This is a genomic window from Sphingomonas psychrolutea (assembly GCF_014636175.1).
Taxonomy (GTDB): domain Bacteria; phylum Pseudomonadota; class Alphaproteobacteria; order Sphingomonadales; family Sphingomonadaceae; genus Sphingomonas; species Sphingomonas psychrolutea.
The window spans coordinates 168547-195272 of the sequence record NZ_BMDW01000007.1; the positions used below are offsets into that span (position 1 = coordinate 168547).

The window sequence follows — 26726 nt, forward strand, 5'->3', positions numbered from 1 at the left end:
GGAATGACGACGATGCTCCACAAGACGATCTTCGCGCTGGCGCTGGCGGCCGTCGCCACGGTCGGGCAGGCGCAAACCGCGCCCGCGCCCGCGCCCGCTCCGGTGCAGACGCCCGCCCCGGTCCAGACGCCCGCCCCGACAGGCCCGACCGATCCGCAGCAGCAAGGCGAATTGGTGGTCGATGTCGTCGGCGGCGTTTCCGCACCGCTGGGTATCGCGATTCCGGTGATGCCGACCGCCGAAATCGTCAACACCCCGGCCGGGCGCACCGATGTGTTGGGCGAGCAACTGGCGCAGATCGTCACCGGCGATTTGCGCAATTCGGGCCTGTTCAAGCCGCTCGACTCGGGGGTGAAGCCGATCCCTTATCCTGAAGTGACCGCACCGACCTTCGACTATTGGGGGCCGGCGGGCGCGGCCGCGCTCGTGCAGGGCTTCATCCGCGCCAATGGCGACGGGACGCTGACGGTCGGGTGTTATCTCTACGACGTCTTCTCGCGGCGCGAACTCGCGCGGCAGGGGTTCGTCGTGGCCCCGGCCGACTGGCGTCGCGCGGGGCACAAATGCGCCGACATGGTCTATTCCAAACTGACCGGCGAAGGCCCGTATTTCGACAGCCGTGTCGCCTATGTCTCGGAGACCGGCCCGAAGGGCAAGCGCATCAAGCGGCTCGCGCTGATGGATCAGGACGGCGAGAATCACACTTTCCTCACCAACGGGCAGGCGATTGCGCTGACGCCGCGTTTCTCGCCCGACCAGCGCGCGATCGTCTATATGAGCTATCTCGATGATCGCCCGGCGATTTACGTCTACGATATCGCGTCCAAACGGCAGCGGATGCTGGTGCCCAACACCAATCTCACCTTCGCCCCGCGCGTTTCGCCCGATGGGCGCTGGGTTCTGTTCTCAATGGCGATCGGCGGCAATACCGATGTTTACCGCGTGGCCTTGGGTGGGGGAACGCCACAGCGGCTGACCGATTCGCCCGGCATCGACACGGGCGGCACCTATTCGCCCGATGGCGGACGGATCGTGTTCGAAAGCGACCGTTCGGGTACGCAGCAACTTTACGTGATGAACGCCGACGGATCGCAGCAGCAGCGGATCAGCTTTGGCAACGGACGCTATGCCACCCCGGTATGGAGCCCGCGCGGCAATCTGATCGCCTTCACCAAATTGGCTGGCAGCTTCCGCATCGGCGTGATGAGTCCCGCTGGCGGTAACGAGCAATTGCTGACAGACGGCGCGCAGGATGAGGGGCCGAGCTGGTCGCCAAATGGCCGTGTGCTGATGTTCTTTCGCTCGACCGGCGGCGGCAGCGGGCGGGCCGATTTGTGGTCGGTCGATCTGACCGGCGTCAATCTGCGGCACGTTTCGACGCCGCTCGATGGATCCGATCCGGGTTGGGGACCGTTACGTCCGTGAGACAGGCCGCGCGTTGACTCTCGCGGCTTCACACGCGAAGCCATTAATCAGTTTAGCGCGTGCCTGTACCGACTGACCAATGTCCGGCGCTTGCCGGCTTCACTCTGGGAGAAATCGCTATGGCAAAACTGACAACGGCTCTCTTGCTCGCCACCACGCTGGTTGTGGCCGGCTGCGCCAAGAAGCCGCCAGCCTATATTCCGCCCGCGCCCGGCAATGTCCCGGCCAATCCGGGCAATGGCTTTGCGCCGGGATCGCGCGGCGATTTCGAACGCTCGGTCACCAGCAACACCGTCAATTTCGCGCTCGACAGCTTCACGCTGGAGGAGCGCGCGCGCGCAATCCTCGATAGCCAGGCCACGTGGCTGACGCGCTACCCGAATGTGCCGGTCAGTCTGGAGGGGCATTGCGACGAGCGCGGCACGCGCGAATATAATCTCGCGCTCGGTGATCGCCGTGCACTTGCGGCGAAAAACTATCTCGCCGCGCGCGGCGTTGCGCCGGGGCGGATCTCGACGATCAGCTATGGCAAGGAACGCCCGATCGCGCTCGGGTCGGACGAAGCGAGCTGGGCCCAGAACCGCCGTGCGGTGACGATCGTCCTGAACTGAGTCTGGTTTTCCTGACGTCAGAAAGGGGCGGCGCTGCTTTGCCAGCGCCGCCCCTTTTCGTTCTCCCCTCCCTGGAAGGGAGGGGCTGGGGGTGGGTTGGTTCGTTATCGAACGCCGTTCCCGTCCCATGCCGACCCACCCCCTACCCCCTCCCTTCCAGGGAGGGGAGAACGAAACCCCTTGCGCACCCCATAATCTCGATATAAATGTGATATCACATTAACGGGAGGCATTCATGGGCGATTCGGGAACACGCAACACCGCGCTGACGCTGTCGAGCGAGCATAGCGCAGCCACGTCGAGCGGTTATGCCATGCTGCTGGTGATGCTGGCCGCGCTCGCAGCAGGGATTTTCGGGGGGACGCTGCTCGAAGCCAATCCGGCGCTCGGCGGGATCGTCATCACGATCGCCAGCTTCGTCTTCGCCTTCGTCGCCTGCGGGTTCTACATGCAGCAGCCGAACCTAGCGACCGCGATCACCTTGTTCGGGGCGTATAAGGGGACCGATCGCAATACGGGCCTGCGCTGGCTGCTGCCGTGGCTCGGGCGCAAGAAGGTGTCGCTGCGCGCCAACAACATGATTTCGGAGCGGTTGAAGGTCAACGATCTGCGCGGCAACCCGATCGAGATCGCCGCGCAAGTCGTGTGGCGCGTGACCGATACCGCGCAGGCGCTGTTCGACATCGACGATTACAAGGCATTCGTCATCGTTCAGATCGAGGCGGCGGTCCGCACGATCGGCGCGCGCTATCCGTATGACGATTACGAGCATCAGGAAGTCACGCTGCGCGGCAATCACGATCAGGTCGCGGTCGAACTGCGCGCCGAACTGATCGCGCGGCTGGTGACGGCGGGCATCACGGTCGATGAATGCGGCTTCACGCATTTGGCTTATGCGCCCGAGATCGCCGGCGCGATGCTGCGGCGGCAACAGGCGCAAGCGGTGGTCGCGGCGCGCGCGACGCTGGTCGAAGGCGCGGTCGGCATGGTCGAGATGGCGCTCGACCTGCTCTCGAAAAAGGGTGTGGTCGAACTCGACGACGAACGCCGCGCGGCGATGGTGTCGAACCTGATGGTCGTTTTGTGCGGTGAACGCGACACGCAACCGGTCGTCAACGCCGGTACGCTCTACTGATCGGCCAGACGCGTTGGCCGCTCCTCCCAAAAAGGCGTTTCCCCTCCGCCTCGACCCCGCGCTCTACGCGGCGGTTGAGCGGGTGGCGGCGGCCGATCTCAGGAGCGTCAACGCCCAGTTTGAATGCCTGCTGCGCGAGGCGCTGGCGAAGCGGGGAGTGAAGGTGGCGCAGAGCGAGACGCCCAAGCGCGGGCGTCCTCCAAAGGAGAATTCCGATGACGAAGGATGATGTGATCGACCATTTCCGCGTCGAACCCGGCTATTGGTTCGTGCCCAAGCTGTTCGGCATCGGCGCGACGCCGGTGACGTGGCAGGGCTGGACGCTGACGCTCGGTTTCTCGATCCTGCTGGTGCTCGACATCGTATTCATGCCCGAGCCGATCGCGCGGGTCGGTGTCGGCATTGCGCTGGCGGTCGCGTTCCTGACGATTTGCATCCGCAAGACGCAGGGCGGGTGGCGCTGGCATTGGGGCCTCGGCAAATGATCCGGCTGCTCGCGATCGCGGCCCTGCTCGCCGCACAGCCCTCCTCCGCCGCGCCCACGCCGGTCGAGATCACCGCGCCTGGCCCGCAAGGGCCGCTCACCGGAGCATTGCTCGACCCCGATGCCAAGGCACCGCTGGTGCTGATCATCCCCGGCTCGGGCCCGACCGACCGCGACGGCAACAGCCCGCTGGGCGTCGCGGGTGGCCCGTATCGTCAGCTTGCCGAGGCGCTCGCCGCCAAGGGGATCGCGACGTTGCGCATCGACAAGCGCGGTCTGTTCGGCAGCCGCGCGGCAGTCGCCGATCCCAATGCCGCGACCACCGGTGGCTATGCCGATGACGTCCAGGCGTGGAGCAAGGTCGCGCGCGCTCGCACCGGGCGCAAATGCATCTGGCTGGCGGGGCATAGCGAGGGCGGCATGGTCGCGCTGGTGGCGGCGCAGCGCCCGGAGGGCCTGTGCGGCATCATCCTGCTGAGCGCGGTCGGTCGCCCGATGGCGACGGTGCTGCGCGACCAACTGCGCGCGAACCCGGCAAATGCGCCGATCCTCGGCGATGCACTTGGCGCGATCGACGCGCTCGAAGCGGGCAAACGCGTGCCGCAGGCAACGCTCCCCGCGCCGCTCCGCGGGCTCTTTTCGGATGCGATCCAGGGCTATTGGATCGATCTCTTCGCGCACGATCCGGTGAAACTGATCGCGAGCGTCAAGCTGCCGGTGCTGATCCTGCAAGGCACGCGCGACATTCAAGTGAGCGTCGCCGATGCCGAGGGACTGAAGCGCGCGCAGCCCAAAGCGACGCTGATACTGCTCCCCGGCGTGAACCACGTGCTCCGCCCGGTGGCGAGCGACGATCGCATGGCCAACATCGCGACCTATGCGAATGCCACGCTGCCGATCTCGCCGGATGTCGCGGCGGCGGTGGCGGGGTTCGTGAAGCCCTAACCCAGCGCCGAATCGAGCAGCTTCGCCAGCCGCAACCCGCCACGCTCGACTTCCAGTCGCGCGACCGGCACGAGCTTCGCGATCGTCGCGTCGTCGAGCTTCAGGCGCGCAGGCGTCGGCGCGCACGGGTCGGACAGCACGCTGCCGTACGCGGCGTCGTGCGAGATCTGCCAGCTCTCGCGGCTCCAATCGGTGACGCTGCCCGCAGCGAGTGCCGTGCGCACCGCGGCGGGATAGCGCCGGATCAGTGTCGGCCTTGTCGAAATCGCGCGCTCGGCGAGATAGCCGTCCCAGATGCTGTGCAGATTGAGGCGTGCCGGGCCGTAAAGGCCGTAATCGGCCTTGGCGTCATTGCCGCCTTTGTCGTCCTTGTCGCCCGCATGGAGCGGCTGGTGCACATCGCCGACGAAGTGAATCAGGAAGGCGAGTGCCTCGACCCGGTCCTTCATCGGCGCGCGCTTGTTCTTGAGCAAGGTGACATCGCGGGTGATTTGCGCCGATACGCAATTGCCGTCCTTGCACGGCGCGGTGAGATCGAACGGGCGGCAAATGCTGACATTCTGATAGTGCCACGCATAGGCATAGCCGAAGCGCGATTTGCCATCGGTATCCTTGAGCGGCTTGATGCAATCCGCCCACACGCTCGCCTCGGCCATCGTCGCTGCCTTGCACTCGGGCGTCGCGAGCAGGTCCGATCGCGCGAGCAAGGCGCGAATCGCGATCCGCGTCCTGGGTCGGACGTTGGCCTCGGCGATCTGCGCGACGGTCTGGTGGCCGTACTCCCAATACGCGGCGGCGGGGGACGCGGTCGTGGCAAGCGCGACGGCGGCAATCAAAGCGGGGAGGGGGCGAATCATGCGGCCTCCCTACTCCCCGCAAAATCGCCGCGATAGCGGCAAGATGCTCCTTCTCCGCGTCCTCTGCGCCTCTGCGCGAACCAACCTCCTTCGCGTCTTCGCGTCAGAAAAGAAGAAGGGTTTCACGCGAAGGGCGCGAAGGAGCGAAGACCGCGAAGAGAAAAGACAGATGTTCCGCTGCGCGGGCTTATGCGTCGCCGAAGACCGCAATCTCTCTCCCGCCGTCCGAGGTGAGGCGTGCGCGGTACATGCCCGGCGTGGTGAAGTGCCACACCGCTTCGCCCTGCGGCCCGGTGGCGATGATCCCGCCCGACCCGCCGAGCGCGGTGACCTCCGCCAGCACGGCGGCCACCGCCGTTTCCAGCGATTCGCCCGCCAGTCGCACCCGCGCGCAAATCTCGTGGGCGACGCCGGTGCGGATGAAGAACTCGCCCGATCCGGTGCAGGAAACCGCCGCCGCTCGGTCATCGGCATAGGTGCCAGCCCCGATCAGCGGCGAATCGCCGATCCGGCCCCAGCGCTTGCCTGTTACTCCGCCGGTCGAGGTCGCGGCGGCGAGATGGCCGTGCGCGTCGCACGCCACCGCGCCAACCGTGCCATATTTCATATCGACGTCGAACGCCCCGCCGCCCGCGATCATCTCGGCAAGCTGTGCGCGGCGTTCGGGCAAAGCGAGCCAGTCCTGCGTTGCTGGCTCGCAGCCTTGCGAACGCGCAAAGGCATCGGCCCCGGCCCCGCTCAGCAACACGTGCGGCGAATGCGCCATCACCGCGCGCGCCAGGCTCACCGGATGGCGCGTCGCGCTGACCCCCGCCACCGCGCCCGCGTTCCGATCGCGCCCGTCCATGATCGCGGCGTCGAGTTCGGCCACGCCGTCATGCGTCAGTGCAGCACCCCGCCCGGCGTTGAAGTGCGGATCCTCCTCGAGCACGCGCACCGCCGCCTCGACCGCGTCGAGCGCCGCGCCGCCGCCGGTCAGGATCACGGCTCCGGCATCGAGCGCGCGGTTCAAGGCGGCGCGCGCGCCCTCGGCCTGTTCGGGCGTGACGGTGGCCGGGGTCATCTGACCCGCGCCGCCGTGCAGCACCAATGTCCAGCTCATAGCGTCGGCTCCCGTCGTTCGCGCAGGCGCAAGCCGATCAGCGGGCGGAGCCAGCCAATCTCGCGCCCAATCGCATAAAAGGTCCAGCATCCGCCGACCGTCGTCGCCAGCAGGATCAGGAATTCCACCACCGCCGGCAGCCTGAGCGGCAGCAGCGCGCCCTCGACCCCGACGATGATCGTCTGGTGGATGATGTAGAACGGGAACACCGCCTCGGTCAGCACGCGCCGCCACGGGAGATCGCGGTTGAGATACGTGTCGGCCAGACCGATCAGCGCGACGATGATGCTCCATCCTTGCACCGCGCGCGCGCTGGCGAAGAGGATGCCGTAGGGCCAGGCGGGCGTCGTGCTGCCGGGCCATTCGATCTCGATCGCCACGACGACACCGTAGCAGAGCAGCCCGACGCCGAGCGCTGATGGCCACCACCGCCGCAGCGCCGCGAGCGCGGGCGGCGACCCGGCGAGCGCAAAGCCGAACAGGAAACCCGGCAAATATTGCGCGTGCGACACCAGATCGTCGACCAGATTGTTGGTCGGCCCGATCCCGGGGAACAGCCACGCGCTGACCGCGACCAGCCAGGCGGCCGGGATCAGCCACACCAGCACTGTTCCGAACACGCGGTCGAACAGGCCTTGCGCGCTGCGACGCCCGAACGCTGCGACCAGTAAAGCGAGCAGCATCGTGTAGAACCACAGATAGGCGACGAACCACAAATGCTGCCACGTCGGCAGCAGCACGCCGCCCAAGCTGCCGAAGCGGAAATAATCGTGGATCACGAAATAGCCGAAATCACGGTGGTAACCATGCTGCGTCGTGAGTTCGATCCAGGGTTGCACCGGCACCACGATCAGGACCCCGAACAGCAACGGTACGATCAGCCGCAGCGTGCGATTGGCGGCAAAACCGGGCGTACCCGACCCTTTGATCAGGAGCGCGCGGCTGGCATAGCCCGACACCACGAACAGCAGCAGCAACCGCCAGCTGTTGAGCGCAAGCATCGGCAGCGCCACCCAATCCTGCGGCTGCGCGGTTTTGACATGGAAACCCCATGGCACGAACACCATGCCGATATGATAGAAGATGAGCAGACCGAACGCGCCGATCCGCAGCCAGTCGAGACCTAGGTGCCGTTCCATCGCGCGGCCTTACGGTCTGTTTGAAAAGCGCGGAAGAGCGCATTTCTTCGCACCGCCAAAACGCGGCGCACCGCGTTTTCGACCATTCCGCATCGCGTTCGTCCAACCGCAAGCTATTTCGGTTGGTCGACAACGGCGCTATAGCGCGCTGGCAACCAGAGGAAATTGATCATGTCCCTCCGCCCGTGGCGCGACATCAACCGCCGTCAGAGCCGCCAGATCATGGTCGGCAACGTCCCCGTCGGCGGCGACGCGCCGGTCACCGTCCAGACGATGACCAACGCGCCGACCAGCGACGCGAAGGCGACGATCGACCAGATCCGCCGCTGCGAGGAGGCCGGGGTCGACATCATCCGCGTCTCCTGCCCCGATGTGGAGAGCACCGCGGCATTGAAGCAAATCGTCCGCGCGAGCCGCGTGCCGATCGTCGCCGACATCCATTTCCACTATAAGCGCGCGCTCGAAGCCGCCGATGCGGGTGCTGCCTGCCTGCGCATCAACCCCGGCAATATCGGCTCGGCGGCGCGTGTGAAGGAAGTGGTCGATGCGGCCAAATCCAATGGCTGCGCGATCCGCATCGGCGTGAACGGCGGCAGCCTCGAGCGGCATTTGCTCGAAAAATATGGCGAGCCCTGCCCCGATGCCTTGGTCGAATCGGCGATGGACCATATCAAGCTGCTGCAGGATCACGATTTCCACGAATTCAAGGTCGCGGTGAAGGCGTCGGACTTCTTCCTCGCGGTCGCCGCGTATCAGCAACTCGCCGAACTGGTCGATTGCCCGCTGCACTTGGGCATCACCGAAGCCGGCGGGTTCGTCGGCGGGACGGTCAAGTCGGCGATCGGGATCGGCTCGCTCTTGTGGTACGGCATCGGCGACACGATCCGCGTCTCGCTCTCGGCCGAGCCCGAGGACGAAGTCCGCGTCGGCTTCGAAATCCTGAAAGCCCTCGGCATCCGCAACCGCGGGGTGCGGGTGGTGAGCTGCCCGAGCTGCGCGCGGCAGGGCTTCGACGTGATCCGCACGGTGCAGGCGCTGGAGGAACGGCTCCAGCATATCCGAACCCCAATGAGCCTTTCGGTGCTGGGTTGCGTCGTCAACGGCCCCGGCGAAGCGCGCGAAACCGACATCGGCCTCACCGGCGGCGGCAATGGCAAGCACATGGTGTATCTGTCGGGCGTGACCGATCACACCGTCAATTCCGAGGACATGCTCGAACACATCGTCAAGCTGGTCGAGCAAAAGGCAGCAGCGATCGAGGCGCATGACGCGGCGCTGGCAGGGGCGCAGGCGGTGGCGGCGGAATAGGTCCTGTGCTACGTCATGGGTATCAGGAGTCGCCCATGACCTATCAGGCAAAGGTAATCGCTGGCGGCAAGATTGTCATTCCGGCTGAATTCCGCCGCGCCTTGGGCATTGCCGATGGCGATTCGGTTCTGATCGCGCGCGACGCCGAGGGCGGCCTGTCGATCAAGACTCACGCCCAGGTCATCGCCGATGGCCAACGTGCCTTCCGCGCGATGCTCAAGCGTCCGTTCACGGTCGATGACTTCATCGCCGACCGCCGTGCCGAGGCGGCGGGCGACTGATGTTCGTGCTCGATACGTCGGCTGTCCTGGCGTTGTTGCTCGGTGAGGAGGGGGCCGATGTGGTCGCCCCGGTCACGCGCACCGCGCACATGTCGATCGTGAACGTCGCTGAAGTTTTTACAAAGACCGCCGAGGCTGGTGGAGACTTGGCTGCTACTCAAGAGATTTTGATGTCGTATGGTATTCGCATCCGCGCCTTTCGCGACGCCCATGCGATGGAAGTCGGTCGGTTGCGGCCACTGACCGCGCATCTTGGCCTGTCGCTCGGCGATCGCGCGTGTCTGGCGCAAGGCTATTTTTCGGAAATGCCGATCTTGACCGCAGATCGGCGCATGGCCGAGGCCGATGTGGGTTTAGACATCCGCATGATCCGCTGATCGCGCCATCTTTACCCCGCGTTATCCGTAACCCTTAGCCGCCTCCTAAACCCGCAGCGGTACACTGGCTGTCATGAAACTCGCGCTCGGATCGGTCGTCATCGTCGGGATCGGCATCGGGCTAGCGCTGCCCGCCGCCAAGCGCCCGCCCGCGCCCGCGCCCGCTCCCATGACCGCGACCGTAGCCGCAGCGCCGACCGCGGGTGGCACCGCTCCGCGCGACGTGCCCGTCCCGACTCGGATAGAACGCAGCAACAGCGGCCACTTCCTCACCGTCGCCGAGGTCAACCAGGAACCGATCCGTTTCCTCGTCGATACCGGGGCCGATACCGTCGCGCTGACGATGGCGGATGCCCGGCGCGCGCATGTCGATTTCGATCCCGACCGGTTCGAGATCGTCGGCAAGGGTGCGGACGGCGATGTTCTCGGGCAGGAAGTCCGCATCGCCGACATCGTGCTCGACGGCAAACGCGTGAGCGATGTGCGCGGGGTAGTGTTGCAGGACAGCGAAATGTCGCTCTTGGGGCAGACGTACCTTCGCCACATCGACACGGTGAAGATCAGCGACGACGCGATGACGCTCGAATAGGTCGCTGTCCCCGCGGGCATCTTTTCCCTGACACGGCGGGTCGGGGGCGCTATCGACGCCCGTAATGAAAGCCGTATCCGCCAAACTTGCCTTCGCCGTCGCTGCGGCCGGCATCGCCAGTTACTCGGTGATGGATGCGGTGATGAAGGACATGTCGATCCTGCACGGCGCGTACAGCGCAGTGCTGTGGCGGTCGGTCGCGGGCGTGTTCGTGCTCGGGCCGGTTTTCCTTGCACGGCGGAAAGCGTGGCCGGGGCGCGCGGCAATGACGCTCCACATCGCGCGCAGTGCCGTGGCAGGCGCGTCGGTGCTGTTGTTCTTCTGGGGGCTGGTGCGTGTGCCGATGGCGCAAAGCGTGGCGCTGACCTTCCTCGCCCCGCTGATCGCCTTGTTCCTGGCGGCGGCAACGCTCGGCGAACAGATCCGCCGCGCGGCGATCGGCGGATCGGTCGTCGCCAGCATGGGCGTGCTGGTGATCGCTGCCGGACAAGTTCAGGCGCACGCTTCGGCCGAGGTCGTGCTCGGCTCGGTCGCCGTCGTGCTGGCCTCGATCCTGTATGCCGGCAGCCTGATCCTGCTGCGCAAGCAAGCGCAAGTCGCCGATCCGCTCGAGGTCGCACTGTTCACCTCGATCGTGCTGGGCGGCATGCTGCTGGTCGGGGCGCCGTGGTTCTCGGCCATCCCACCCGTCGCTTATATTCCGCACATCCTCGGTGCCGCCGCGCTCGGCTCGGTCTCGGCAATGGCGCTGGCCTGGGCCTATGGCCATGCCGAGGCGCAAGTCTTGGCACCGGCCGAATACACTGCCTTCGTCTGGGCGGCTTTGCTGGGTTGGTGGGTGTTCGGCGAGAGCGTGTCGCTCTACACGGTCGCCGGGGCGGCATTGATCATTGCCGGGTGCATCGTTGCGGTGCGCGGATCGACCACTGCCCCCGCTCCCCAAACCGAGGCTGCCGCATGACCACCGAAATTCGTCCCGCCAACTCCGCCGACGTACCGCTGATCCTGCAATTGGTGCGCGATCTCGCCGCGTTTGAACGCGAGAGCGACAAGGTCATCGCGACCGAGCCGATGCTGTTCGAGGCGCTGTTCGGCCCGCATCCGGCGGCCGAGGCGGTGATCGCCGAGCTCAACGGTACACCCGTCGGCATGGCGTTGTTCTTCCACAATTTCTCGACCTGGACCGGCTGGCGCGGGCTGTATCTCGAGGATCTCTACGTCACGCCGGAGGCGCGCGGCGCGGGGGTCGGCAAGGCGCTGCTCCAGCATCTGGCTGCGCTCGCGGTCGAACGCGGTTGCACCCGCTTCGAATGGTCGGTGCTTGACTGGAACGAGAAAGCGATTCGCTTCTACAAGGCGATGGGCGCCGAGCCGATGGAGGAATGGACCGTGTACCGCGTCACCGGCGATGCGCTGGCGGCGTTGGCGGGGCGGGACTGAGCCCCGCCCCCCAGGCGCATTGGTGTATCAGGCTTTGTCGGCCTTTGCCGCTTCATAGCGGGCGATCGCCTCGATCGTGACGCGGTGCGCTTCGGCTGCATCGCCCCAGGTGCCGACGCGCACCCACTTCTTCTTTTCCAGATCTTTGTAATGCGTGAAGAAATGCTCGATCTGCTCGAACACGATGTCGGGCATGTCGCCGCGCTCATTGACGTTCGAATAATAAGGGAAGGTCGAATCGACCGGCACGCAGACGAGCTTCTCGTCGCCGCCGGCTTCGTCTTCCAGATTGAGCACTGCGATCGGCCGCGCGCGCACCACGCAGCCCGGAATGAACGGCGAGCGCGCGATGACGAGCGCGTCCAGCGGATCGCCGTCGGGCGACAGCGTGTGCGGGATGAAGCCGTAATTCGCCGGATAGCGCATCGGCGTATGCAGGATGCGATCGACGAACAGCGCGCCGGAGGCCTTGTCGAATTCATACTTCACCGGCTCACCGCCGCTTGGCACTTCGATGATGACGTTGAGATCTTCGGGCGGGTTTTTACCAACCGGAATCATGTCGATGCGCATGGGAAATCCTTGATATGAAATATTGTGGCGCTGCGCCCCTTTATCGGGGCATCAGCAACCGATCGAGGCCACCCTCTCCGGCGCCAATCTTCACGAGGTGCGGATAGCGCAGGCCACCGTGATAGTCGATGCTGACCGGCGCGATCATGTCATTGGCCTTGACCAGCAGCACGATCGGCTCCTTGCGCGTCTTGGCGGCAGTGAGCGCGGCCTTCATCGCTTCGTTCGAAAACGCCGTCCCGTCGACCGCGACGATCGTGTCGCCGGGGGTCAGTCCCGCCTTGAAGGCAGGGCCGTCCCAGCTCACGCCGGTCAAGCCGCCATCCTTGTTGATCGTCAGCCCCAGCGAATAGCTGAGATCGGTGTTTTTCCGCGCAGCCTCGGCATTCTTGAAGGCGAGCGTCGGCGTCTCGTCATAGACGAGCTTATAGCCATTCGCCTCGAACCCTTTCAGCGGCGCGGGCGCGCCGGTTTCGGTCAGCCGCTGCTTGAGCAAGCCTGCCCAGTCATAGGGCTGCACTGCATTGAGCGTCGCGACGACATCGTCCAAGGTATAGGTCACTTCGCCATAATCGCCGTCGGTCAGGCCGAAGAATTTGGCCGCGAAATCGTCGATCGACTTGGTCCCGCCCGATTGCGTGCGCAGGATCGAATCGACCTCCATCCACACCAGCAGGCCTTCATTGTAATAGTCTTCCGAGCGCTGATAGCTGACCCAGCCGCGCGGACGGCGCTGCGACATCGTCGGGTCGTTGGTGGTGTCGAGCAGCGGCTTCCAGTTGCGACCGGGGCGGTTGTCGAGCTGCGCCAGGATCGCGGCATAGCCGTCGAGCGTATCCTGCTTGGACACCATGCCCGAACGCGCCTGCAGCACATAGCCCCAGAATTGCGTTTGCCCTTCATACACCCACAGCAGCGAATCGCGCATCGGGGTGCGGAAATCGGGGGTCCACAGATCGGCGCCGCGGCGGAATTTGCCATCCCAGCTATGGGTATATTCGTGCGGCAGCAGGTTGCGCGATCCCGGGCCCTCCTTCCACTTGGTGAAATAGCCCGGCTTCACGCCGTCCTCGGAACTGCGGTGATGCTCCAGGCCTTGCCCGCCAATCTGCTCCGAGAAGGACAGCAGGAAGGTGTAGGTATCGTAATGCTGCGCGCCGAACAGTTTCACGGCTTGCGTGACGAGATTTTTGTGCGCGTCGATCTGGTCGGGCGTCGCGGCCAGTTCCTCGGGCTTGTCGGCATAGACATCGAGATTGACGCGCGGCGACAGCGCCCAGCGCTTGAAATAGCGCCCGGCCAGCACGGGTGAGTCGACCAGCACTTCATAATTGGTCGGCTCATAGCTGTAGACCGATCCGGCCGCCTTGGACGGCAGGCCCGATGATGCGGTCCACCCGGCGGGATAAGTCACGCTCGCCCGCACCGGGATTTGCCGCGTGAAGTATCCGGCCGGATACAGGCTCATCGAATTCCACTGCAGCCGCAAGATGTCCGGCCCCATCACGATATTGCCTTGGTCGGCGGCGGTGGCGGAGAGGAATTGCAGGTCGATATCCAGGGCTTTGGCACCGGCGGGCACATCGATGTGGAACGCCGTCACGTCGACCGGGTCGCGCGTCCAGGCGATCTCCCGATTACCATTTGGGCCCCCGGCGCGGATGTGGAGCCCCGCCAATTTGTCGATTTGCCCGGTCGGCGAATGGTTGCCCGGCAGCCATTTCGGGAAGAGCAATACCATCGGCCCCGCTGCAACGCCGGTGATCCGCTCGCGCGTGGTGAAGATGCCGCGCTTCGTGTCGGTCGCATCGATCTCGAGCTCGATCCGGCCGGGAAAGGGGATGTCGCGCGCCGCGGGGATCGTGTCGACGTACGGGACCGGCTGCGGTTTGGAATTCTCCGCGAGCGCCGGGGTAACGCACGAGGCAAGCAGCATGGCGGTGAACGCGGCGCGACGGATCATATGGTTAAGCCCCTGAGATGGAAATTTGCGGTGATGTAAGCGGGCACTACGCTCGGCGTCCAGTCTAGGATCCGCTGCTGCTGCCAAGCACGTTGATGGTGAAGGCAAGCACGCCGATGTTGAACACGAACGCGGCAAGGCAGTGCCCGAGCACGACGCGGCGCACCTTGCGCGATGAAATCTCCACGTCGGAGGTCTGGAACGTCATGCCCAGCGTGAAGCTGAAATAGAGGAAGTCCCAATAATCGGGTTCAGGGCATTTCGGGAAATCGACCCCGCCCGCATCCTTTCCGTCGCCGTCGCAATCGGAATAGAAAAGGTGCGCATAATGCAACGCATAGATGGAGTTGGAGAACAACCACGCCAGCACCAGCGTGACGATCACCAACGCGATCGCCAGCGCGTCGGATTTTTCCTGCATTTCCTTGGCGACCGAGGTCAGAATGACCAGCATCGTCACGCCCGTGAGGACCAGCAGCCCGGCGCGGTTGGCGTCGTTCGCCTCGGCTGCTTTGCGCATCTGGGCCGCTTCGCCTTTGCGCAGCAGGGTTGAGACCGCGATCAGGAACACTGCGGCTGCGCCGTCGAACGCCGCCATCGTGCCCCGGCCCCAGCCGAGGGGAGGGATCGCCACGAACAGCCCGCCCACGAACAGCACGGTAAACAGGATGAAGCGCGGGGGCGCAATTTTCTGGCCGAGATTGAGCGTCATAACCGGGGTGCTACCGCGTCCGACCTGTTCAATGCAACGCACGCTGCAGCATGACGCCGGCGATGAACAGCAAATACACCCCGAACACGCGCTTGAGCGGTTCGGCCGGGAGCGCATGCGCGGCGGCAACGCCGAGCGGGGCGGTGAGGATCGACATCGACGTGATGACCGCCGCCCCGAGCAAATTAACATAGCCGACCGACCCGATCGGCAGCCCGGGCTTGCCGAGGCCGATCAGCATCCAGCCGATCGTGCCGGGCACCGCGATGATGAAGCCGAACCCGGCGGCGGTGGCGATCGCGCGGTGGATCGTGCGGCCGCACAGCGTCATCACGATCACCGCGACCGTTCCCCCGCCAATGCCGAGCAGCGAGGAAAACAGGCCCAATCCCCCGGCAATCGCCGCACGCGCCGCGCCCGTCGGCATCGTGTCGCGGAGTTGGTGCCGCGCCAGCTTGGGAATCAGGAAATTGACCGCCATCAGCGCAATGCCGCTCGCAAAGATGATCGTCAGCGTTGTGCCGCTCAGCCGACTGGCGAGCATCACCCCGAACCCGACGCCGAGTACGATCCACGGCGCCCAGCTTTTCAGAATGTTGAAATCGACCGCGCCGCGCTTGGCATGGCTGAGCGTTGAGCGCAGCGACGTGATCACGATCGTGGCGAACGACGTTCCGATCGCGACATGGGTGTCTTCGCCGCGCACGCCGCCCAAAAGCGGCAGCAACGCGACCATCGCCGGGACCACGACGAATCCGCCGCCAATGCCGAACAGCCCGGCGGCAAAGCCGGCGAACAGTCCGGCGGCGAGCAAGGCGAGGATCGCCGGACCCCATTCGATCAGTAGGGTCATGGGCGGTGCAACTTTGAGGGACGCATGGAAACCTTCGGAAAATGAGTCCGGGAATCCTGCGGATGCTGACGGGGCTGTTGCCGCCCCATATGCGCTTTAGCTGCGGTGCAGGGCGATGTGTGTCAAGCGCCAACCCACCCCCCGTCACCCCGGCCTTGAGCCGGGGCCCATCGCTCAGCGCACGCACCCTCGGTTGCGAACGCGGCACCCTGGTCCCCGGCTCAAGGCAGGGGTGACGAAGGGGCGCCCGACCGCGAGTCAGACCCGGACTCACAACCATCTAGCGCTCGCCGCGACGCTCGCTTAGATACGCCCACGTCATGGCTCGTATCGAAACTCCCAAACGCATCCGTGGTACGCAGGACATCTTCGGCGATGACCAGCGCCGCTTTGCCCGCGTCGTCGACACGTTCGACCGCATCCGCCGCCTCTATTGCTTTCAGCGCGTCGAGGTGCCGGTGTTCGAGGCAACCGCCGTGTTCGCGCGCTCGCTCGGCGAGACGACCGACGTCGTGTCGAAGGAAATGTACACGTTCGAGGATCGCGGCGGCGATTCGCTGACGCTCCGCCCCGAATTCACCGCCGGCATCGCGCGCGCCTATCTGACCGAGGGCTGGCAACAATATGCCCCCTTGAAGATCGCGACGCATGGGCCGGTGTTCCGCTACGAACGCCCGCAAAAGGGCCGCTTCCGCCAGTTCCACCAGATCGACGCCGAAGTGATCGGCGCCGCCGAACCGGCGGCGGACGTCGAATTGCTCGTTCTGGCGGACCAGTTGCTGCACGAACTCGGCATTGCCGACGGCGTGACGTTGCAACTCAACACGCTGGGCGATGCCGAGACGCGCGATGCGTGGCGTGCGGCGCTGGTCGCGCATTTCGAGGCGCATCGCGACGTGCTGAGCGAAGACAGCCTCGCGCGGCTGGACAAGAACCCGCTGCGCATCCTCGATTCGAAGGACCCGCGCGATCGGCCAGTGGCGGACAGCGCGCCCGATATCGATGCGTATCTGACGCCCGAAGCACGCGCCTTCTTCGATGCCGTGACGGCAGGGCTGTGTGCGGCGGGCGTGACGTGGACGCGCAACGCCCGACTGGTGCGCGGCCTCGATTATTACCGCCACACCGCGTTCGAATTCGTAACCGACCGGCTCGGCGCGCAGGGGACCGTACTGGCGGGTGGGCGGTACGACGGGCTGATCGGGAGTCTGGGCGGGCCGGAGACGGCGGGCGTTGGCTGGGCCGCGGGGATCGAGCGGCTGGCGATGTTGCTTGAGGAGCCTGCTGTCGAGAAAGTCATGACCGTTGTGGTTCCCATGGGAGCCGCCGCAGAAGCGCGCGCTGTGCGCATTGTGGCGGATCTTCGACGTGCCAAGATGCGCAGCGACTTGGCTTACAAGGGCAACATGAAGCGTCGGCTCGCTAAAGCGGCTGCGCAAGGCGCGGAATACGCCGTGATCCTCGGTGACGATGAGCTGGCTCGCGAAGAGGCCACGGTCAAGTCGCTTAAGGACGGAAGCCAGCGGACCGTTCCGCTTGCCGATCTCGCGACGGCGATGTGGGATCAGTATTTGGCAAACGATAATCCCGACGCCGAGGATTTGGTGAGCTGGAATGCGGATGGTGGCGTCGTGAAGGGGCCATTCCGCGAATGACCTCCATCTCCCCCGAACGCATCCTGCAGATCGAGGCGCGGCGTGACGAGCTTTCGGCGTTGATGGCGTCGGGGGATTTGCCGTCGGAGCGCTTCGTCGCGGTCTCCAAGGAATATGCCGAGCTCGAACCCGTCGCGCGCGCGGCGGGCGAGGTGCGGCGGTTGCGCGCCGAACTCGGCGTGCTCGCGGGGATGGAGGGCGATGCCGACCCCGAAATCAAGGTGATGGCGCGCGAGGAGATCGACTCGATCCGCGAGACGCTGCCTGAGGCCGAACGCGCGCTCGCGCTGTCGCTGTTGCCGCGTGATGCCGCCGACGAGCGCGCTGCGATGCTCGAAATCCGCGCCGGCACCGGTGGCGACGAGGCAGCACTCTTCGCCGCCGACCTGTTCCGCATGTATCAGCGGTATGCCGAAGGGCAGGGGTGGCGCGTTGAACTGATCTCCGCCTCGAGCTCCGACAGCGGCGGCTTCAAGGAAGTGATCGCCTCGGTCGAGGGCAAGGGCGTGTTCGCGAAATTGAAGTTCGAAAGCGGCGTCCACCGCGTCCAGCGCGTCCCCGCGACCGAAGCGCAAGGGCGGATCCACACCTCGGCGGCAACCGTCGCGGTGCTGCCCGAGGCCGAGGAAGTCGATATCAAGATCGAGGACAAGGACCTTCGCATCGACATTTACCGCTCGTCCGGCCCCGGCGGGCAATCGGTCAACACCACCGATTCGGCGGTGCGGATCGTGCATATTCCCTCGGGCCTCGTCGTGATCCAGCAGGACGAGAAATCGCAACACAAGAACAAGGCCAAGGCGATGCGCGTGTTGCGCACCCGCCTCTACGAGGCCGAGCGTGATCGGCTGCATCAGGAGCGGGCAGGGGCGCGCAAGTCGATGGTCGGATCGGGCGACCGATCCGAGCGCATCCGCACCTACAATTTCCCGCAAGGCCGCGTGACCGACCACCGCATCAATTTGACGCTGCACCGTCTGCCGGAGATTTTGCAGGGCGAGATGGACGACCTGATCGGCGCGCTGATCGCGCAGGACGAGGCGGAGCGGCTGGCGTCGCTGGATGGGTGAGGCTTACTTGCTCCCCTCCCGCTCGCGGGAGGGGCTGGGGGAGGGCAGTGCGACAAGCGTGCCGTCTGAGCATATATGACAACCCCTCCCCCAGCCCCTCCCGCAGGCGGGAGGGGAGTGAGAAGCGCCCTCGCTTCGGCTACCTCCGACCTCGCCGCCATCAGCCAAACGCCGCGCCTCGATGCCGAACTGCTGATGGCCCACGCGCTCGGCATCTCGCGCGAAACCCTGCTCCTCGCCCATCTCGACGCTCCCGAACCCGCCGCCTTCGCGGCGCTGCTCGCCCGCCGTCTCGCGCACGAGCCGATCGCCTATATCACCGGCACCCGCGCCTTCTGGACGATCGAGCTTGCGGTCGGCCCCGGCGTGCTTGTCCCGCGCGCCGATAGCGAAACCTTGCTCGAGGCAGCGGTCGAGCATTTCCGCGATCGCGCGCCCACGACGATCCTCGATCTCGGAACCGGGCCCGGAACGCTGTTGCTAGCTGCACTCGATCAATGGCCGGACGCCACAGGGCTCGGGATCGACACGTCGGAGGTCGCGCTCGATTATGCCAAGCGCAATGCCGCGACACTGCGCCTGAGTCAGCGGGCGCAGTTTGCGCGCGGCGCTTGGGCCACCGCGTTGGTAGGTCAGTTCGACCTGATCCTCGCCAACCCGCCCTATATCGGCACGAACGAAACCCTTCCCGAGGAAGTGCGCGCGCACGAACCCGCTGCGGCCCTGTTCGCCGGCCCCGATGGCCTCGCCGATTACCGCAGCATCGCGCCGCAACTCCCGGCCTTGCTCGCCCCCGGCGGCGCGGCGATCCTCGAAATCGGCGCGACCCAAGCCGCTGCCGTCGCCGCCTTGCTCGAAGCGCAAGGCTTTACGGTCGCGCTGCGCCACGACCTTGGCCGCAACCCGCGCGCGCTAATCGCGACGTGGCGGACATGATTTGTCACCCGGCCGTCACAACATTCCGCTTGGAGATTGTCGGCGAAGCGGCTATTGCACGACGCAGGGGCACGCATTTTCACAGTAACACGTTGGAAATGGGCTGTTGTCCGCTCCTTTAGTCATGGAAACGCTGTCGTCCGGCGACCGTGGCAGGCTCTCTCCGCTGTGTGATCAGCGGGTGTCGGGCCGGGGGCATTTGCATCCATATTCTGGAGCACGGCCGGTTTGGTTTCTGAAGACAGGACAACAAGAACTTGATCAATAATCGTCAGGCCGGTCGCCGTCGCGGCCGTGGCGGGCAGCAGCAGCGCTCGTCGGGTGGCAATCCGGGTCGTCAGGACAGCGGCAATCGCATCGACAATCGCGCGCGCGGCAATGCCGCCCAATTGCTCGAAAAATACAAAACGCTCGCGCGCGACGCGCAAATGCAGGGCGACCGCGTCAACGTCGAATATTACCTGCAATTCGCCGACCATTATTTCCGCGTGCTCGCCGAAACGCGCGCGCGGTTTGAGGAAAATGGCGGGGCGGTGTCGACGCGGCGCATCCAGGGCGCGACGCTCGACGAAGACGAGCCCGATTATGACGATGAGGGCGAGCGCGGCGAACAGCCCCAGCCCGAGCAGAATCGCGGCGAGCAAAATCGTGGCCAGCAACGCGAGGGCCAAAATCGCGATTATCAGCGCGATAACCAGCCGCGCGACGGCCAAAATCGCGATGGGCAGCAACGCGGTCAGCAAAATGGCTATCGTCAGGATGGGCGCCAAGACGGGCGTCCGGATGGCAATCGCGGTTATGCGCAGAATGGCAACCAGAACGGCAATGCCCAACGCGAGCAGAACGGCGCGTCGGATGTTCGCGCTGATCAGCACCGCGGCAACCGCCAGGACTATGACAATCGTGGTCGCACGGTCGCCAATGGCAATGTGGCCGAGGGCGGTTCCGAGCGTCAGGCCGAGGCTCCGCGCGAAGAGCAAAACGAGCGCCCGCCGCGCCGCGAGCGGTATGAGCGGACCGAGCGTGTCGCGCGTCCGGCCGAGCCGGTCGAGCAGGAAGCGCCCGTTGCCGTCGAAGCCGCCGCGCCCGAAGTCGCCGAGCCTCCGCGCCGTGGTCGCGGTCGCCCGCGTCGCGAAGTCGCTCCAGTAGAAGCCGATGCACCCGGTCTCGAGAATGTCGGCTTTATGGCGGAACGTCTGCCGCCATCGCTGAATGCCTCGGCCGTAACCGAGAGCGCGGGCGATACCGATGGTGAGGATGTGGCCGAAAAGCCGCGCCGCCGCCGTGGCCGTCCACCCGCAAGCGCTGCCACGACGGCCGAGTGATCGCGCACCCGTGCGCGCGGTGCAGGCGGATAAAGGATTGTAACGTCGCTGTTATATCCATAGCCTAGCATCGCGACACGGGAGAGGCGCGATGGCACACGATATTGGGGTCCGGCTGGCGTTAACGGCCCTTGTGGCCCCGCTCTGGTCGGCAATCGCGACGCTGCCGATATCGGCCCATGCGCAAACCGCGCCCGAACCCGCGCCGGTGGCGACGCGGAGCGCGCAAGGCGATGTCGCGGTCACGATCTACAATAACGATCTCGCGCTCATCCAGGACACGCGCCAACTCAGCCTGCCGCGCGGGCGCAGCGTCCAGGAATTTGCCGACGTCTCGGCCGCGATCCGGCCCGAGACGGTGACGCTCACCGCGGCGGGCACGGCAATCGTCGAACAGAATTTCGATTATGATCTGCTGTCGCCCGCAAAGCTGATGGACAAGGCGGTCGGCCAGACCGTCACGCTCGTCCGCACCAACCCGGCAACCGGTGCCGAGACGAGCGAGAGCGCGCGGATCCTTGCCAATAACGGCGGCACGGTCGTGCAGATCGGCAGCCGGATCGAGATGCTCGATCGCTATGGCGGGCGCGTGATCTTCCCCTCGCTCCCGGCCAATTTGCGCGCGCGCCCAACGCTGTCGGTGACGCTCGACAGCGCGAGCGCGGGCACACGCCCCGCCACGCTCAACTATCTGTCGCGCGGGCTCGGCTGGAAGGCGGATTATGTCGCTTTGTTCGATGAAAAAGCGGGCAAGCTCGACGTGCAGGGCTGGATCACGCTGACCAACACCAGCGGCACCACCTTTGCGGCGGCGAAGACCTTGCTCGTGGCGGGGTCGGTCGGCGAATCGAACAACAACGGCTATCGCCCGAATTACCCCCGCCCCTCGGTCAGCCCGCGCGGCAACCAAGCCGGGACCGAAACGGCGGGCCGTGAGCAGCTCGGCGAATTCTACATCTATCCCCTCGCCGAACGCACGACGATTGCGAACGCGCAGACCAAACAAGTCAGCTTTCTCGATGTTGGCGGGGCGCCTGCGGCCAAGACGTATTTCTATCGCAACGCGTGGCTCGGCAAGCGCGACGAGGCGGCGAGCGTCGATACCGTGCTGAAGTTCAGTTCGTCGCGCGACGGTGGGCTCGGCGATGCCCTGCCGGCGGGCACGGTGCGCGTCTATATGCGCGATGCGCGTGGCAACCCGCAATTCATCGGCGAAAGCGCGATCCCGCACACGCCGATGGGCTCCAAACTCGCGTTGAAAACCGGCGAGGCGTTCGACGTGAAGGTGCTCCCCGTGGTCGAGAAGCGCGAGGCACTGTCGCCCTATCGGTGGCGCACGACGATGAGTTACAAGATCACCAACGCGCGCGGCAGTGAAGCGACGGTCGAGCTGGTCCAGGCGGGGCTCGATAATTATTGGCACGACACCAGCATCATCTCGGAAAGCCAGAAGAGTGAGCGCGCCGATGCCGATGAGGCGGTGTGGCAAGTGAAGGTGCCCGCCAACGGATCGGCGAGCGTCACCGCCACCTTCGAAACGCGCTACTGAGCGCGGGCGGGCATGCGCCGTGCCACGCTTGGCCCCACTCCCTTCCCCGGCGCAGGCCGGGGCCCAGTCGCGGAACATTGGAAGGCGAGCGCGGCACGCCGTTACCTCAACCTGCGAAATTGGGCCCCGGCCTTCGCCGGGGAAGCGCTGACTTCGGCATGACCAAGCTCTGGGCATCATTTGTCGCGTTGATCGCCTTGCTCGGCGCACCCGCGACCGCCCAGTCCATCTCCCCCACCCCCGACAAAGTCGCCGTGACAATCTACCGCGCCCCCGACCGCCCCGCCGCTGAAGCGATCGATCGCGACTGGTTGCAAGGCTATGCGCTGATCACCGAACAACGCCGGGTGCGCGTGCCCGCTGGGCGGAGCGTGCTCCGCTTCGAAGGCGTCGCAGCGGGGATCCTGCCCGAAAGCGCGATCGTCAGCGGCCTGCCGCAAGGCGTGCGCGAGAAGAATCTCGACGCCGATCTGCTCTCGCCGCGCAGCCTGTTCGCGCGCAGCTTCGGGCGACCCGTCACGATCCGGCGCGAGATCGCGAAGAAGGTGGTCGAAGTCGCCGGTATCATCCGGTCGGGCCCCGATGGTGCGGCGATCCTGCAGACGCGCGACGGGTTCGAAGCAGTCAATTGCGGGCCACAAACGGACTCGCTGATCTTCCCCGAGGTCCCGGTCGGGCTTGCGGCCAAGCCGACGCTGTCGGTCGAACTCGATGCGCCAAGCGCCGCTGACGTGACAGTAACCTTGTCCTACCTCGCCTGGGGCTTCGACTGGCAGGCTAATTATGTCGCGACGCTCCGCCCCGGCGGCCAAAGCGCCGACCTGATCGCCTGGGTAACGCTCGCCAGCAGCGACACGACCAGCTTCGCGCAAGCCGAGACGATGGTGGTCGCGGGAAAGGTGAAGCGCGAGGACCGCGCGCCCTATCGCGGCTATGAAAAAGAGGCGTTCGAATTCCATTGCTTCGGTCGACCGGTCTATAGATCCGAAGGGTATGCTGCAGCGCCACTGCCGGTCATGGCACCGATGGCGATGATGGAATCGGAGGCAGTAGGCTATGACATCGTCGTTACCGCCAGTCGCCGCGTCGTGCAGGAGGATTTCGGCGATCTGAAGCTCTACCGCGTACCCGATCGCACCACCGTTGCCGCGCTCGCGCAGAAACAGGTCGCCTTGCTCGAAAGGCCTGCCGTCCCGGTGCAGCTTGTCTATGTCGCCAAGGTCGATGCGGACGGCGATGCCACTACGCCGCGAATCACGCTGCGCTGGCTCAACCGCAAGGAAACGGGTCTGGGCGTGCCGCTCCCGGCCGGGCCGGTCGCGGTGTTTCAGCCGCGCGGCGGCACTTCACTGCTGATCGGCGAGGGCAGCATCGACGACAAGGCGATCGGCGAGGAAGTCGAGGCGCAGATCGCCGACGCGACGCAAGTGACGATCGAAAGCGATAATCCCGACAGCGGCAAGGGATGGGAGGGCTATGTCCTCACCGCCACCAACGCCAACCCCTACCCGGTCAGCTTCGAGGCGCAATTCGCGCTTGAGGATCAGTCACGCATGTCACGGCTGACGGGCAAGCTCACCCGCAAGGACGGCAAGCTGCTGTGGCGCTTGGAAATCCCCGCCAACGCGAGCCGCCCCTTCGGCTACCGCCTGGCGGATCGCGATTAAAGGGGTGTCCTACAGGCATTGCCCGGTGATAGCATCGCGGGCGCCATCACCCGTTCGTGGCGACGGCGTGTTGGATCGAAGCAACGGCATCGCACCGTTTTACGCCTAAACTTAGCCTAAACTTCCAGATTTTCCGTAACGATTTCAATGCTACCCCAACGTTCAGTTGATCTCCTCGACCGCCTCATCATGGCCGGTGCCGGAACTCAGGAACACCAACCCCATCAGCACCGCCGCCAGCATGATCGATCCGCCCGCGCCGCCGATCACTGCGAGAATCGCGACCCAGCCCATCGGGCCGTAGACATATTGCAGCACCAGGATCGCGGCCACGATGAACACCGCCGCCACCACCGCCATCCAGCCAAGGATGCGGCGGAAACGCGCCCAGGCGAAGGCGGCATAGTCGGGATCGGAAAGGCCCGCAGTTGAAGGGAGGGGAGTCGTCATGCTTCCCATATGGCCGCAAACGTGGAATCCTCAATGACCCCCAGACTCGGACCCCTGAGCGGAGGCGGAGAGAGACGATGACGATCGCGGCAATCCTGATCAATAAAGGACGCGAGGTGATCTCGGTCACCGCGCATCAAAGCGTCGGCGATGCGGTTGCGGTGCTGGCGACGCGGCGCGTCGGGGCGGTGCCGGTGATGGAAGGGGCGAATGTCGTCGGCATTTTTTCCGAACGCGACGTGATTCATGCGATCGCCGAACATGGTGCCGAGGCGATGGCGCGCAAAGTCGGCGATACGATGACCGCCCCCGCGATCACAGTCGGGCCGAGCGAACCGGTGATCGGCGCGCTGTCGCTGATGACGCGGCGGCGGATCCGCCATTTGCCGGTGATCGAAGGTGGGCGCGTGATCGGGCTGGTGTCGATCGGCGACCTTGTCAAATATCGCATCGACCGGATCGAGGCCGATGCCGAAGCGATGCGGAGTTATATTCAAGCCGTATAGCCGCGCGCGATTAGCGCAGCTAATCACGAGACGGCAACGGGCGGGCGGCCTCGCCCCGCGAGGACCGACGACGCGGCTTTGCCGCGGGGTAACTCCCATCAAACCGGCGCGAGCGGCTGCTTGCGCACCACCGCCAGCAGTTCGCGCAGGATCGGGCGTGCGAACACCGCCAGCCAGCCGCCATAGACGGCCGCGCCGACGCTAACGAGGATCAGTAAGCGCAGCGCCGGATGCAGGATCGGCAGGACGTCGTCGATCAGCGTTACCACCAGCGCCATCGCCAGCGCGGCGAGCGAGGCTGGTGCAATCGCATCGGCAATCGCGCGCAGCGACGTGCCGATCACCGGTAGCGATCGCCACAGGCTGAAGCCGAGATAGAGCGGATAGCCGCAGATCCAGGCAGCGGCGAGGCCGGGGGCACCCCATTGTACCCCGATCAGGAAACCGATCGCCAGGATCACCGCACCGCCCGCGCCATTGCCGACGCCAATCCCCGGACGGCCTTGCGCGTCGCATGCCGGTTGCAGAAGCACTTGCAGCGTCATGAACGGCATGGCGAGCGCGAGCAGATGGACGACCGACGCCGTCTCGCGCCATTTTGCGCCCAGCACCGTCAGCACCAGCGGCTCGGCCGTCGCTGCCAGCCCGAAATAGAAGGGGAGGGCGGCGACCATGATGATCCGCACACTGCGCGTAAAGGCGAGCGCCACCGCGGCACGATCGTGCTGGATGCGGGCATAGGCGGAAAAGGCAACTTCGTTGAGCGGCGGCACGACCTTCGACACGAACACCTGCGTCAGGAACAGGCTTTCGGTATAGATGCCCAGCGTGTGCGGCGTGAAATGCCGCCCGGCGATGAACACGTCGGCCTGGCTCTGCGCAAACCAAAACAGCTGGCCGACCGCCATCACCCCACCATAACGCGCGAGGCTGGCCGATCCGCGAAAATCGAAGCTCGGCCAGATCAGCGATTTCGCCGCGATCGTCATGCCGATCGCGCGCACGCCGAACAGCACCATCGGCGCGAACACCAAAGTCCACACGCCAAGCCCGAGCAACGCCCCGGCCAAAGCGGCGCTGGCGCTCGCCACCGATGCGATGATGTTGACGCGCGCCTGCCCTTTGAAATCGAGCGTGCGGGACAGCAGCGCATAAGGGAGCGCGATAAAGGGCGTGGCGAAATAGAGGAGTGCCTGCACTCGCAACATGTCCGCCACGATCGGCTGCCGATAATAAGCGGCGGCGGCGGGGGCGAGGATCAGCACTTGCGCTAGCGCGAGCGTGCCGTTGAGCAGCAGCAGCATCCCGAACAGCTGGCGGATGTCGCGCGGGGTAATGTCGGGCTTCTGGATCAGCCCGCTCGCCAGACCATAGCCGTTGAGCATGTTGAGGAAGACCAGCACGACCCCGGTCATCGCGAACAACCCGTAGTCGTGCGGGTCGAGAATGCGAATCACGAGGAAAGTGGCGGCCCATTGCACCAGCTGCGCGAGAATTTGGCTGCCCGAACGCCAGATTACAGCACTGCGGACCTGATTCGAGAGCGAATCAGCGGTGTGATTCGGGTGCTTAGCGGTGGCGTTCATCTATTCAGGCCTAGCCGACAAGGCTTTAAGGACCCCTAAATCCGCAGATTTCTGCGGATTTGACGCATCATTGAAAGAAAAGTGCAAAAAAGGGTTTGACCGAATCAAACACCGCCCCTAGGTGAATGTCACCGCAGCGACGGACCAGACGGTTCGCTTCTACGGTCACCAAATAGCCAGGCGCCAGG

Annotated in this window: 28 protein-coding genes; 19 read left to right on the top strand and 9 right to left on the bottom strand. The window is 65.3% G+C overall.

Features of this window, described 5'->3' with window-relative positions; all coding sequences use genetic code 11:
- The first annotated feature begins 3 nt into the window (after positions 1 to 3).
- The 6 genes from tolB to IEV62_RS07970 all read left to right on the top strand — a co-directional run bounded on the left by tolB (position 4) and on the right by IEV62_RS07970 (position 4600).
- Positions 4 to 1425, top strand: coding sequence for a Tol-Pal system beta propeller repeat protein TolB (gene tolB, locus IEV62_RS07945; RefSeq protein WP_188446322.1), 1422 nt, complete (start codon positions 4 to 6; stop codon positions 1423 to 1425).
- 119 nt (positions 1426 to 1544) lie between these two features.
- A complete protein-coding gene (pal, locus tag IEV62_RS07950) occupies positions 1545 to 2036 on the top strand; it encodes a peptidoglycan-associated lipoprotein Pal (protein ID WP_188446323.1) in 492 nt (163 codons plus the stop codon).
- A gap of 235 nt (positions 2037 to 2271) precedes the next feature.
- Positions 2272 to 3171 carry an SPFH domain-containing protein gene (locus tag IEV62_RS07955; protein WP_188446324.1) on the top strand — a complete coding sequence of 300 codons (900 nt, stop codon included), beginning with the start codon at positions 2272 to 2274 and terminating at the stop codon, positions 3169 to 3171.
- A 13-nt stretch (positions 3172 to 3184) separates the two neighbouring features.
- The gene (locus IEV62_RS07960) at positions 3185 to 3400 is read left to right on the top strand and encodes a type II toxin-antitoxin system antitoxin (protein ID WP_188446325.1); all 216 of its coding nucleotides are present in this window, start codon (positions 3185 to 3187) and stop codon (positions 3398 to 3400) included.
- Positions 3387 to 3656, top strand: coding sequence for a hypothetical protein (locus tag IEV62_RS07965; RefSeq protein WP_188446326.1), 270 nt, complete (start codon positions 3387 to 3389; stop codon positions 3654 to 3656). The genes IEV62_RS07960 and IEV62_RS07965 overlap by 14 nt, the downstream gene beginning before the upstream one ends.
- Positions 3653 to 4600, top strand: coding sequence for an alpha/beta hydrolase (locus IEV62_RS07970; protein ID WP_188446327.1), 948 nt, complete (start codon positions 3653 to 3655; stop codon positions 4598 to 4600). Before IEV62_RS07965 ends, IEV62_RS07970 begins: the two co-directional genes overlap by 4 nt.
- On the opposite strand, the gene IEV62_RS07975 is transcribed toward IEV62_RS07970, so the two are convergent.
- The 3 genes from IEV62_RS07975 to IEV62_RS07985 all read right to left on the bottom strand — a co-directional run bounded on the left by IEV62_RS07975 (position 4597) and on the right by IEV62_RS07985 (position 7698).
- Positions 4597 to 5457 (bottom strand): S1/P1 nuclease, encoded by an 861-nt coding sequence (locus IEV62_RS07975; RefSeq protein WP_188446328.1) that lies wholly within the window; start codon positions 5455 to 5457, stop codon positions 4597 to 4599. The genes IEV62_RS07970 and IEV62_RS07975 overlap by 4 nt on opposite strands.
- Positions 5458 to 5644: 187 nt before the next feature.
- Complete coding sequence (locus IEV62_RS07980) at positions 5645 to 6559, bottom strand: isoaspartyl peptidase/L-asparaginase family protein (protein WP_188446329.1); 915 nt, start codon at positions 6557 to 6559, stop codon at positions 5645 to 5647.
- Positions 6556 to 7698 carry an acyltransferase family protein gene (locus IEV62_RS07985; protein WP_188446330.1) on the bottom strand — a complete coding sequence of 381 codons (1143 nt, stop codon included), beginning with the start codon at positions 7696 to 7698 and terminating at the stop codon, positions 6556 to 6558. The genes IEV62_RS07980 and IEV62_RS07985 overlap by 4 nt, the downstream gene beginning before the upstream one ends.
- Before the next feature lie 171 nt (positions 7699 to 7869).
- Between IEV62_RS07985 and ispG the strand changes: the two genes are divergently transcribed.
- The 6 genes from ispG to IEV62_RS08015 all read left to right on the top strand — a co-directional run bounded on the left by ispG (position 7870) and on the right by IEV62_RS08015 (position 11693).
- Complete coding sequence (gene ispG, locus IEV62_RS07990; RefSeq protein WP_188446331.1) at positions 7870 to 9006, top strand: flavodoxin-dependent (E)-4-hydroxy-3-methylbut-2-enyl-diphosphate synthase; 1137 nt, start codon at positions 7870 to 7872, stop codon at positions 9004 to 9006.
- A 35-nt stretch (positions 9007 to 9041) separates the two neighbouring features.
- On the top strand, positions 9042 to 9287 hold the full coding sequence (locus IEV62_RS07995) for an AbrB/MazE/SpoVT family DNA-binding domain-containing protein (protein WP_188446332.1): 246 nt from the start codon (positions 9042 to 9044) through the stop codon (positions 9285 to 9287).
- Positions 9287 to 9664, top strand: a complete 378-nt coding sequence (locus tag IEV62_RS08000) for a type II toxin-antitoxin system VapC family toxin (protein WP_188446333.1) — start codon at positions 9287 to 9289, stop codon at positions 9662 to 9664. The genes IEV62_RS07995 and IEV62_RS08000 overlap by 1 nt, the downstream gene beginning before the upstream one ends.
- 73 nt (positions 9665 to 9737) lie before the next feature.
- Positions 9738 to 10253 carry a retropepsin-like aspartic protease family protein gene (locus IEV62_RS08005; protein ID WP_188446334.1) on the top strand — a complete coding sequence of 172 codons (516 nt, stop codon included), beginning with the start codon at positions 9738 to 9740 and terminating at the stop codon, positions 10251 to 10253.
- Positions 10254 to 10317: 64 nt separating this feature from the next.
- On the top strand, positions 10318 to 11214 hold the full coding sequence (locus IEV62_RS08010; protein WP_188446335.1) for a DMT family transporter: 897 nt from the start codon (positions 10318 to 10320) through the stop codon (positions 11212 to 11214).
- Entirely contained in the window at positions 11211 to 11693 is a 483-nt protein-coding gene (locus tag IEV62_RS08015) for a GNAT family N-acetyltransferase (RefSeq protein WP_188446336.1), read from the top strand. The genes IEV62_RS08010 and IEV62_RS08015 overlap by 4 nt, the downstream gene beginning before the upstream one ends.
- 27 nt (positions 11694 to 11720) lie before the next feature.
- On the opposite strand, the gene ppa is transcribed toward IEV62_RS08015, so the two are convergent.
- The 4 genes from ppa to IEV62_RS08035 form a co-directional block, all read right to left on the bottom strand.
- Positions 11721 to 12266 carry an inorganic diphosphatase gene (gene ppa / locus IEV62_RS08020; protein WP_188446337.1) on the bottom strand — a complete coding sequence of 182 codons (546 nt, stop codon included), beginning with the start codon at positions 12264 to 12266 and terminating at the stop codon, positions 11721 to 11723.
- Between the two features lie 40 nt (positions 12267 to 12306).
- Positions 12307 to 14229 (bottom strand): M61 family metallopeptidase, encoded by a 1923-nt coding sequence (locus IEV62_RS08025; protein ID WP_188446338.1) that lies wholly within the window; start codon positions 14227 to 14229, stop codon positions 12307 to 12309.
- A 64-nt stretch (positions 14230 to 14293) separates the two neighbouring features.
- Positions 14294 to 14941 carry a DUF1345 domain-containing protein gene (locus tag IEV62_RS08030; RefSeq protein WP_188446339.1) on the bottom strand — a complete coding sequence of 216 codons (648 nt, stop codon included), beginning with the start codon at positions 14939 to 14941 and terminating at the stop codon, positions 14294 to 14296.
- A gap of 28 nt (positions 14942 to 14969) precedes the next feature.
- A complete protein-coding gene (locus IEV62_RS08035) occupies positions 14970 to 15794 on the bottom strand; it encodes a sulfite exporter TauE/SafE family protein (protein ID WP_188446340.1) in 825 nt (274 codons plus the stop codon).
- Positions 15795 to 16114: 320 nt separating this feature from the next.
- Between IEV62_RS08035 and hisS the strand changes: the two genes are divergently transcribed.
- The 6 genes from hisS to IEV62_RS08065 all read left to right on the top strand — a co-directional run bounded on the left by hisS (position 16115) and on the right by IEV62_RS08065 (position 23996).
- Positions 16115 to 17449: a histidine--tRNA ligase gene (hisS, locus tag IEV62_RS08040; protein WP_229732923.1), complete on the top strand. Its 1335-nt coding sequence runs from the start codon at positions 16115 to 16117 to the stop codon at positions 17447 to 17449.
- Positions 17446 to 18519: a peptide chain release factor 1 gene (gene prfA, locus IEV62_RS08045; RefSeq protein ID WP_188446341.1), complete on the top strand. Its 1074-nt coding sequence runs from the start codon at positions 17446 to 17448 to the stop codon at positions 18517 to 18519. The genes hisS and prfA overlap by 4 nt, the downstream gene beginning before the upstream one ends.
- A gap of 75 nt (positions 18520 to 18594) precedes the next feature.
- On the top strand, positions 18595 to 19455 hold the full coding sequence (gene prmC, locus IEV62_RS08050) for a peptide chain release factor N(5)-glutamine methyltransferase (RefSeq protein WP_188446342.1): 861 nt from the start codon (positions 18595 to 18597) through the stop codon (positions 19453 to 19455).
- A 257-nt stretch (positions 19456 to 19712) separates the two neighbouring features.
- Positions 19713 to 20780, top strand: coding sequence for a DUF4167 domain-containing protein (locus IEV62_RS08055; protein ID WP_188446343.1), 1068 nt, complete (start codon positions 19713 to 19715; stop codon positions 20778 to 20780).
- A gap of 91 nt (positions 20781 to 20871) precedes the next feature.
- Positions 20872 to 22329 (top strand): DUF4139 domain-containing protein, encoded by a 1458-nt coding sequence (locus tag IEV62_RS08060; RefSeq protein WP_229732924.1) that lies wholly within the window; start codon positions 20872 to 20874, stop codon positions 22327 to 22329.
- A 158-nt stretch (positions 22330 to 22487) separates the two neighbouring features.
- Positions 22488 to 23996 carry a DUF4139 domain-containing protein gene (locus IEV62_RS08065; protein WP_188446344.1) on the top strand — a complete coding sequence of 503 codons (1509 nt, stop codon included), beginning with the start codon at positions 22488 to 22490 and terminating at the stop codon, positions 23994 to 23996.
- 162 nt (positions 23997 to 24158) lie between these two features.
- On the opposite strand, the gene IEV62_RS08070 is transcribed toward IEV62_RS08065, so the two are convergent.
- A complete protein-coding gene (locus IEV62_RS08070; RefSeq protein WP_188446345.1) occupies positions 24159 to 24455 on the bottom strand; it encodes a hypothetical protein in 297 nt (98 codons plus the stop codon).
- A 68-nt stretch (positions 24456 to 24523) separates the two neighbouring features.
- Here IEV62_RS08070 and IEV62_RS08075 point away from each other — a divergent pair, with 68 nt between their 5' ends.
- Positions 24524 to 24952, top strand: a complete 429-nt coding sequence (locus IEV62_RS08075) for a CBS domain-containing protein (RefSeq protein WP_188446346.1) — start codon at positions 24524 to 24526, stop codon at positions 24950 to 24952.
- A gap of 98 nt (positions 24953 to 25050) precedes the next feature.
- On the opposite strand, the gene IEV62_RS08080 is transcribed toward IEV62_RS08075, so the two are convergent.
- Entirely contained in the window at positions 25051 to 26538 is a 1488-nt protein-coding gene (locus tag IEV62_RS08080) for a lipopolysaccharide biosynthesis protein (RefSeq protein ID WP_188446347.1), read from the bottom strand.
- Between the last annotated feature and the right edge of the window lie 188 nt (positions 26539 to 26726).

Excerpts from the sequence above, each read along its gene's own strand:
- tolB (WP_188446322.1), top strand. The coding sequence starts at position 4 with ATGACGACGATGCTCCACAAGACGATCTTCGCGCTGGCGCTGGCGGCC.
- pal (WP_188446323.1), top strand. The coding sequence starts at position 1,545 with ATGGCAAAACTGACAACGGCTCTCTTGCTCGCCACCACGCTGGTTGTG.
- IEV62_RS07955 (WP_188446324.1), top strand. The coding sequence starts at position 2,272 with ATGGGCGATTCGGGAACACGCAACACCGCGCTGACGCTGTCGAGCGAG.
- IEV62_RS07965 (WP_188446326.1), top strand. The coding sequence starts at position 3,387 with ATGACGAAGGATGATGTGATCGACCATTTCCGCGTCGAACCCGGCTAT.
- IEV62_RS07970 (WP_188446327.1), top strand. The coding sequence starts at position 3,653 with ATGATCCGGCTGCTCGCGATCGCGGCCCTGCTCGCCGCACAGCCCTCC.
- IEV62_RS07975 (WP_188446328.1), bottom strand. The coding sequence starts at position 5,457 with ATGATTCGCCCCCTCCCCGCTTTGATTGCCGCCGTCGCGCTTGCCACG.
- IEV62_RS07980 (WP_188446329.1), bottom strand. The coding sequence starts at position 6,559 with ATGAGCTGGACATTGGTGCTGCACGGCGGCGCGGGTCAGATGACCCCG.
- IEV62_RS07985 (WP_188446330.1), bottom strand. The coding sequence starts at position 7,698 with ATGGAACGGCACCTAGGTCTCGACTGGCTGCGGATCGGCGCGTTCGGT.
- ispG (WP_188446331.1), top strand. The coding sequence starts at position 7,870 with ATGTCCCTCCGCCCGTGGCGCGACATCAACCGCCGTCAGAGCCGCCAG.
- IEV62_RS07995 (WP_188446332.1), top strand. The coding sequence starts at position 9,042 with ATGACCTATCAGGCAAAGGTAATCGCTGGCGGCAAGATTGTCATTCCG.
- IEV62_RS08000 (WP_188446333.1), top strand. The coding sequence starts at position 9,287 with ATGTTCGTGCTCGATACGTCGGCTGTCCTGGCGTTGTTGCTCGGTGAG.
- IEV62_RS08005 (WP_188446334.1), top strand. The coding sequence starts at position 9,738 with ATGAAACTCGCGCTCGGATCGGTCGTCATCGTCGGGATCGGCATCGGG.
- IEV62_RS08010 (WP_188446335.1), top strand. The coding sequence starts at position 10,318 with ATGAAAGCCGTATCCGCCAAACTTGCCTTCGCCGTCGCTGCGGCCGGC.
- IEV62_RS08015 (WP_188446336.1), top strand. The coding sequence starts at position 11,211 with ATGACCACCGAAATTCGTCCCGCCAACTCCGCCGACGTACCGCTGATC.
- ppa (WP_188446337.1), bottom strand. The coding sequence starts at position 12,266 with ATGCGCATCGACATGATTCCGGTTGGTAAAAACCCGCCCGAAGATCTC.
- IEV62_RS08025 (WP_188446338.1), bottom strand. The coding sequence starts at position 14,229 with ATGATCCGTCGCGCCGCGTTCACCGCCATGCTGCTTGCCTCGTGCGTT.
- IEV62_RS08030 (WP_188446339.1), bottom strand. The coding sequence starts at position 14,941 with ATGACGCTCAATCTCGGCCAGAAAATTGCGCCCCCGCGCTTCATCCTG.
- IEV62_RS08035 (WP_188446340.1), bottom strand. The coding sequence starts at position 15,794 with ATGACCCTACTGATCGAATGGGGTCCGGCGATCCTCGCCTTGCTCGCC.
- hisS (WP_229732923.1), top strand. The coding sequence starts at position 16,115 with ATGGCTCGTATCGAAACTCCCAAACGCATCCGTGGTACGCAGGACATC.
- prfA (WP_188446341.1), top strand. The coding sequence starts at position 17,446 with ATGACCTCCATCTCCCCCGAACGCATCCTGCAGATCGAGGCGCGGCGT.
- prmC (WP_188446342.1), top strand. The coding sequence starts at position 18,595 with ATGACAACCCCTCCCCCAGCCCCTCCCGCAGGCGGGAGGGGAGTGAGA.
- IEV62_RS08060 (WP_229732924.1), top strand. The coding sequence starts at position 20,872 with ATGGCACACGATATTGGGGTCCGGCTGGCGTTAACGGCCCTTGTGGCC.
- IEV62_RS08065 (WP_188446344.1), top strand. The coding sequence starts at position 22,488 with ATGACCAAGCTCTGGGCATCATTTGTCGCGTTGATCGCCTTGCTCGGC.
- IEV62_RS08070 (WP_188446345.1), bottom strand. The coding sequence starts at position 24,455 with ATGGGAAGCATGACGACTCCCCTCCCTTCAACTGCGGGCCTTTCCGAT.
- IEV62_RS08075 (WP_188446346.1), top strand. The coding sequence starts at position 24,524 with ATGACGATCGCGGCAATCCTGATCAATAAAGGACGCGAGGTGATCTCG.
- IEV62_RS08080 (WP_188446347.1), bottom strand. The coding sequence starts at position 26,538 with ATGAACGCCACCGCTAAGCACCCGAATCACACCGCTGATTCGCTCTCG.